Origin of the sequence: Streptomyces sp. YIM 98790, from assembly GCF_011421595.1 — a bacterium.
Lineage (GTDB): Bacteria > Actinomycetota > Actinomycetes > Streptomycetales > Streptomycetaceae > Streptomyces.
Genome location: NZ_WTLH01000271.1, coordinates 1 through 5,834, shown reverse-complemented (window position 1 = coordinate 5,834; position 5,834 = coordinate 1). Strand labels below are relative to the sequence as shown.

Here is a 5,834-nt window from a genome sequence, read left to right as displayed (position 1 = left end):
CGGCACCGGCGGCGCGGGCGGCGGGGCCGGCGGCGGTCGTTCCGCCCCCGGCGCTGCCGGGAGCGGGGGCGGCAAGCCGGGCGGTGGAGGCGGCAGGTGAGTCCTCCGACGGTCTTTCCTGCCGTGATGCCCACTCAAGGACCAAAGGTGCTCCCGCTTCCACGGTCGGCGGAGGTACGTTCGGGTGGTGGCCGTTCGCCGGAACCACCCGCCAGTCCCGCACGTCGGACGATCGGGGGGCGAACGGCACCGCGTACGACGGCAGGTGCGGGAGCGCGAGTGAGGCGAGTGAGGACGGCTGATGCCGCGGGAGGGCCGGGAGCGGTGTCGCACGCCGGCATGACGACGACCGGGGCCACAGCCGTCCCGGCCGTCCCGGCGCGGTACGGCGGCCCGCCCGGCGCCGCCCGCACGTCCCGCGTGCCCGCGACGGGCCGCGGACCGCGCCGGTGCCCGGCGTGGCAGCGAGGAGGCCCGCCGTGGTGACCGCTCCGCCGGAGGCGCCCGCCCGCCGCCGCACCTATCTCATCGGCCGTGCCCGTCCGCAGGCGATCGTCGGCCGCAACCGCGAGACCGGCGAGATCGCCGTCATCATTCTCGGTGCCTTCCTGGGCATGATGAGCGGTCTGCTCATCCCCAGCCTGCCGGTGCGGATCGCCGCGCTGGCCGGCTTTCCCCTGCTGGCCCTGGCCGCGGTCTACATGCCGTACCGCGGCCGCACCTTCTACAAGTGGTTCGAGATCAACCGTTCCTATCGCCGCCTGCTCCGCCGCGGCCATGCCCGCTACCGTTCCGGCGCCCCCGAGGCCGGCATCTCGCTGGACGGCCGGCAGGTCGCCATCGGCGCCCCGCCCGGGGTCGGCCGGATCTCCTGGCTGGCCGCGCCGTTCGGCCCGGACGAGATCGCCGTGCTGCTGCACGCCGACCGCCGCACCATCACCGCCGCCATCGAGATCGAGGGCCCGGGCGTCGGCCTGCGCGACAGCGAGGACCAGGAAGCCCTGGTGGACCGTTTCGGCACGCTGCTGAAGCATGTCGCCAACGGCGACGGCTATGTGACGCGCCTGCAGATGCTGGCCCGCACCCTGCCGGCCGACCCGGACGCGCACGCCCACGACGTGGCCGAGCGCGGCAGCCAGGACGCGCCCCGCTGGCTCCAGGACTCCTACGACCACCTCCAGTCCATGGTGTCCACCTCCAGCGAGCAGCACCGCAACTACCTGGTCGCCTGCATGTTCCACTCCCGGGACCTGGCGCACGAGGCGTCCGCCATCGCCCGCGCCGCCAAGGTCACCGACGGCCGCCGGATCTCCGCCGACGAGGCGCTGGCCATCATCATGGCCCGCGAGCTCACCGACATCTGCGCCCGGCTGGCCGAGGCGGACATCCGGGTCCGGCAGCCGCTCGGCGAGGCCCGCCTGGCCTCCCTCATCCATTCCATGTACGACCCGGACCACCCGATCGACCACATCCAGGCGATGTCGCAGCGGCACGCCTGGCCGGCCGAGCTGGACGCCCGCGAGGCCACCTACCTCCAGGCCAAGACCCGCGAGTCGGCCACCCGCGAGCCCTGGTGCCATGCCACCGCCTGGATCAAGGAGTGGCCGCTGACCCCGGTCGGGGTCAACTTCCTCGCCCCGCTGCTGGTCCACACCCCGGACGTGATCCGCACCGTGGCCGTCTGCATGGATCTCGAACCCACCGAGGTGGCCATCGAGCGGATGCTGTCGGAGAAGACCAACGACGAGGCCGAGGCGGCCCGCGCGGCCAAGATGAACCGCACCGTCGACCCGCGGGACGTCGCCGCCCACCAGCGCATCGACCAGCGCGGCGACGACCTGGCCAGCGGCGCGGCCGGGGTCAACCTGGTCGGCTACCTCACCGTCTCCTCGCCCAACCCCGAGGCCCTGAACCGCGACAAGCGCACCATCCGCGCCTCTGCGGGAAAGAGTTACCTGAAGCTCGAATGGTGTGATCGCGAGCACCACCGGGCTTTTGTCAACACTCTGCCGTTCGCGACCGGGATTCGCCGATGAGGTGGCCGTGATGCTTCCACGTGACCCGCTCAGCGTCCTCACCGATGCCTTCACCAGCCTCCTCTTCGGCAAGACCGAGACGACCAGGCCGCCGGTGCGCACCTCCACCGGCCAGGCGCAGGCCGTCTATCTGCCGACCGCAGCGCCCGGCCTGGGCGACTCCGGGGTGATCATCGGCCGCGAGGTGTACAGCGGCAAGGGCTACATCTACGACCCGTTCCAGCTCTACGGGCAGCAGCTCCCGGCCCCGCACTGGCTGGTGCTGGGCGAGTCCGGCAACGGCAAGTCCGCGCTGGAGAAGACCTACGTGCTGCGGCAGCTCCGCTTCCGCGACCGGCAGGTCGTCGTCCTCGACGCCCAGGGCGAGGACGGCGTCGGCGAGTGGAACCTGATCGCCGAGCAGCTGGGCATCACGCCCATCCGGCTGGACCCGATGGCCGCCATGCACCACTCGATCCGGCTCAACCCGCTGGATCCGTCCATCACCACCACGGGGCAGCTCGCGCTGCTGCGCACCATCATCGAGGTGGCCATGGGGCGCGGGCTGGACGAGCGCTCCGGCTTCGCGCTCAAGGTGGCGCATGCCGCGGTCGTCCAGACGGTCAGCGAGCGCACCGCCGGCCGCCAGCCGATCCTCTCCGACATCGTGGAGCGGCTGCGTCACCCGACGCGCGAATCGGCCGACGCCATGAATGTGGCGCTGGAGGATGTGCAGGCGTGGGGTCTGGACGTGGCGCTGGTGCTGGACCGGCTGGTCGACGGCGACCTGCGCGGCATGTTCGACGGGCCGACCACCATCGGCATCGACCTGGACGCCCCGCTGATCGTCTTCGACCTCTCCCACATCGACCGCAACTCCATCGCCATGCCGATCCTGATGGCCATCGTCGGCGTGTGGCTGGAGCACACCTGGATACGGCCGGACCGGAAGAAGCGCATCTTCCTGGTCGAGGAGGCCTGGCACATCATCAACTCGCCCTTCGTGGCGCAACTCTTCCAGCGGCTGCTGAAGTTCGGGCGGCGGCTGGGACTCTCCTTCGTGGCGGTGGTGCACCACCTGTCGGACGTGATCGACGGCGCGGCGGCCAAGGAGGCCGCGGCGATCCTGAAGATGGCCTCCACCCGCACCATCTACGCCCAGAAATCGGACGAGGCCCGGGCCACGGGCCATGTGCTGGGCCTGCCGCGCTGGGCGGTGGAGATCATCCCGACACTCACCCCCGGCATGGCGGTGTGGGACGTCAACGGCAATGTGCAGGTGGTCAAACACCTGGTCACAGAGGCGGAACGGCCGCTGGTGTTCACCGACCGGGCGATGACCGAGTCCTCGTCCCCGGCCCTGGCCCCGGGACCGGCCACCGCACCGGGCTCGGCACCGGGCGCGGCACCGGCGGTCCGCCACATGGCCGGGGACGGGCGTCTCGACGGGATGGAACCTCCGGAGGGGCTGGTGGCCCTGGCCCGTGAGCTGGAGGCCGAGACCGAGGCCCGGGCCGTCTCCTTCGAGAAACGGACGGCCGGTTAGCCCCGCCCTCCCCGCGTCCCGTCGCCCGGAGGAACGGAACCACAGCCAGCCGGAGGTGGAGGTGCAGCGAGAGTGACGGCAGTGACATGACCCACCCGACAGGACAGCATCCGCAGGACCGCCGGCCGCCGCGCGCTCCCCGGCCGCAGGCCGCCCGGCGCGGCGGCGGCGTGCCGGACGGGCTGCTGGTCGGCGCGCTGGCGGTGGCCGTCTCGGTCACGGTCCTGGTCTGGTCGGCCACCGGCATCGCGGGCTGGCTGCGGCACGGGGAGTGGCCGGAGAACGTGTCACTGATGCGCACCGCCGGCGCGCTGCGGTCCTTCCTCACCGCACCCTCGGATGTGACGGGCGCCTGGCCGGACACCGACCCGGATGCCCTCCCCGGCGCGGCGCTGCTGTGGATGGTGTTCGTGGCCCAGCTGACGGTGCTGTTCTCCACCTTCCTGTGGACGGCGATACGGATCGGCCGCTGGCGGGCCCGCCGCGCCGCCCGCGCCGCCGCCGTCCCGGTGGTCCACGAACGGGACGAGCCCTCGCACTCCCGCCCGCACGAGGACCACGCACCCCACCGGCACGGCGACTTCGAGGACACGGACCACCGGGACTACAGCGACACGGCCAATCGGGACACGGCCTACCGGGACACGGCCTACCGGGACTCCGCGGACTTCACACACGAGAAGTACCAGGACGCCGGCGGCGGCATCGCCGACGAAGCGGGATACCCGGACGTCCCGCGCCCCGAGGCCCCCCGCTCCGCCTCCGCAGCACCGCCCACCGACCCCGTGACCGCCGTGCTCAAGGCCCCGGGCGGCATCGTGGTCCCGGACCCGGACGGCACACTGCACCGGAAAACCGCACGGCAGCGCGGCCGGACCGGCCCGGTCCACGTCTACGATCCGGGTCACACCGCGGACGACGTCCCGGTGCGGCTGCGCTGGGCGCCGCACCGCGGCTGCGAGGACCTCTCCACCGCCCGCTGGCGGGCCATCGCCTTCCTCTCCCCCGTCCGCCCGGCCGAGCCGGTCTTCCAGCTCGACGCCGACACGGCCGAGACCCTGCTGCGCTGCTATCTGCACGCCGCGGCGCTGTCCAGCCAGCCGTTCCACCACATTCAGCGCTGGGCCCAGGGCCGCAACGGCGGCGAGGCGGCCAAGGTACTGCGCACCCACCCCAGGGCCGCGCCCGGCAGTTCCATGGAGCTGGAGTCCGCCCTCACCTCCCACCCCGGCCGCCGCGATGCCGCGCTCGCCCTGATCCAGAAGGCCCTGTCCGGCCTGGACCGGCTCCACATCCGGCAGAGCTGTGCCCCCGGCCGGGTCGACGCCCTGGCCATGGACAACATCGCCGGCGAGGACGGCACGCTCTACATCATCGGCGACGACGACACCACGGCCCCCTTCCGCGCCGCCCTCCTCGACGCCGTCACCCCGGCGCTGACCCAGATCCCGCCTCCGGCGGGGGACCGCCCCTCTCCGCCCCGCCGCTGAGCCTGGCACCGGGCCGGTCCGGTCGCGTCGCCGCGCCCGGCTGCCGCCGGAGCGTCCACCGCCCCTACACCGGGCGCAGCGGGTGCCTAGCCTCCTCCGGCCGGTGCCGCAGGGCCAGTTCGAATGCCCGGAGCGTGGGCTGCCGCGGGTCGGGCTTGCTGGCTCCGGTCGGCCGGAATCCCAGCCGCTCGTAGAAGCGCGCCGCCCGCTTGTTGTTCTCGTGGACGTGCAGACGCACTTCCTGTCCGCCGGCCCAGTCGATCGCGGCCCGCATCAGCTTCTCCCCCAGCCCCGTCCCCCGGTGCTCGGGCGCCAAGTAGACCCCGACGATCTGGGCATACCCCTGCTCCGACGCGAAGATCACCACCATCCCGGCCCACCGGCCGTCCGGCAGCACCCCGACAAAGGTCGCCTTCTGCTCATGTGAAGCGGCCCGGTTCTCCCAGTCCACTTGCGGCAGTTCCATGGCCTCGGCCAGCGGCTCGAAGAACGCGATGGGGGCCACCGGATCGCCCAGCGCTTCCAGTCGCAGATCGCGATAGGCCCGCCAGTCCTCGGCGCGAGTGCTTCGCACCGTGTAGGTCACCATGGAGTGATGCTGTCACCGCGCGACAGAGCACCACAAGCAGAAAAGGACCACACAGAGAGAGGCCCTGTCCGGGTCTCCCCGGACAGGGCCTCTCTTCATCTCACGTTTTGTTCGGCGGCGTCCTACTCTCCCACACGGTCCCCCGTGCAGTACCATCGGCGCTGCAAGGCTTAGCTTCCGGGTTCGGAATGTAA

The 5,834-nt window shown here is 72.3% G+C and carries 4 protein-coding genes and 1 rRNA gene; 3 read left to right on the top strand and 2 right to left on the bottom strand.

What is annotated here, in order from left to right; translation table 11 throughout:
* Positions 1 to 482 precede the first annotated feature (482 nt).
* The 3 genes from GQS09_RS26440 to GQS09_RS26430 all read left to right on the top strand — a co-directional run bounded on the left by GQS09_RS26440 (position 483) and on the right by GQS09_RS26430 (position 5,051).
* Positions 483 to 2,036: an SCO6880 family protein gene (locus GQS09_RS26440; RefSeq protein ID WP_165990064.1), complete on the top strand. Its 1,554-nt coding sequence runs from the start codon at positions 483 to 485 to the stop codon at positions 2,034 to 2,036.
* Between the two features lie 10 nt (positions 2,037 to 2,046).
* Positions 2,047 to 3,561: an ATP-binding protein gene (locus GQS09_RS26435; protein WP_165990063.1), complete on the top strand. Its 1,515-nt coding sequence runs from the start codon at positions 2,047 to 2,049 to the stop codon at positions 3,559 to 3,561.
* A gap of 86 nt (positions 3,562 to 3,647) precedes the next feature.
* Positions 3,648 to 5,051, top strand: coding sequence for a type VI secretion protein (locus tag GQS09_RS26430; protein WP_165990062.1), 1,404 nt, complete (start codon positions 3,648 to 3,650; stop codon positions 5,049 to 5,051).
* 64 nt (positions 5,052 to 5,115) lie between these two features.
* On the opposite strand, the gene GQS09_RS26425 is transcribed toward GQS09_RS26430, so the two are convergent.
* Both GQS09_RS26425 and rrf read right to left on the bottom strand, forming a co-directional pair.
* A complete protein-coding gene (locus GQS09_RS26425; protein ID WP_313896347.1) occupies positions 5,116 to 5,625 on the bottom strand; it encodes a GNAT family N-acetyltransferase in 510 nt (169 codons plus the stop codon).
* A gap of 124 nt (positions 5,626 to 5,749) precedes the next feature.
* Positions 5,750 to 5,834, bottom strand: a 5S ribosomal RNA gene (gene rrf / locus GQS09_RS26420); the annotation flags it as partial.

Coding starts and splice junctions, on each gene's coding strand:
- GQS09_RS26435 (WP_165990063.1), top strand. CDS start 2,047: ATGCTTCCACGTGACCCGCTCAGCGTCCTCACCGATGCCTTCACCAGC.
- GQS09_RS26430 (WP_165990062.1), top strand. CDS start 3,648: ATGACCCACCCGACAGGACAGCATCCGCAGGACCGCCGGCCGCCGCGC.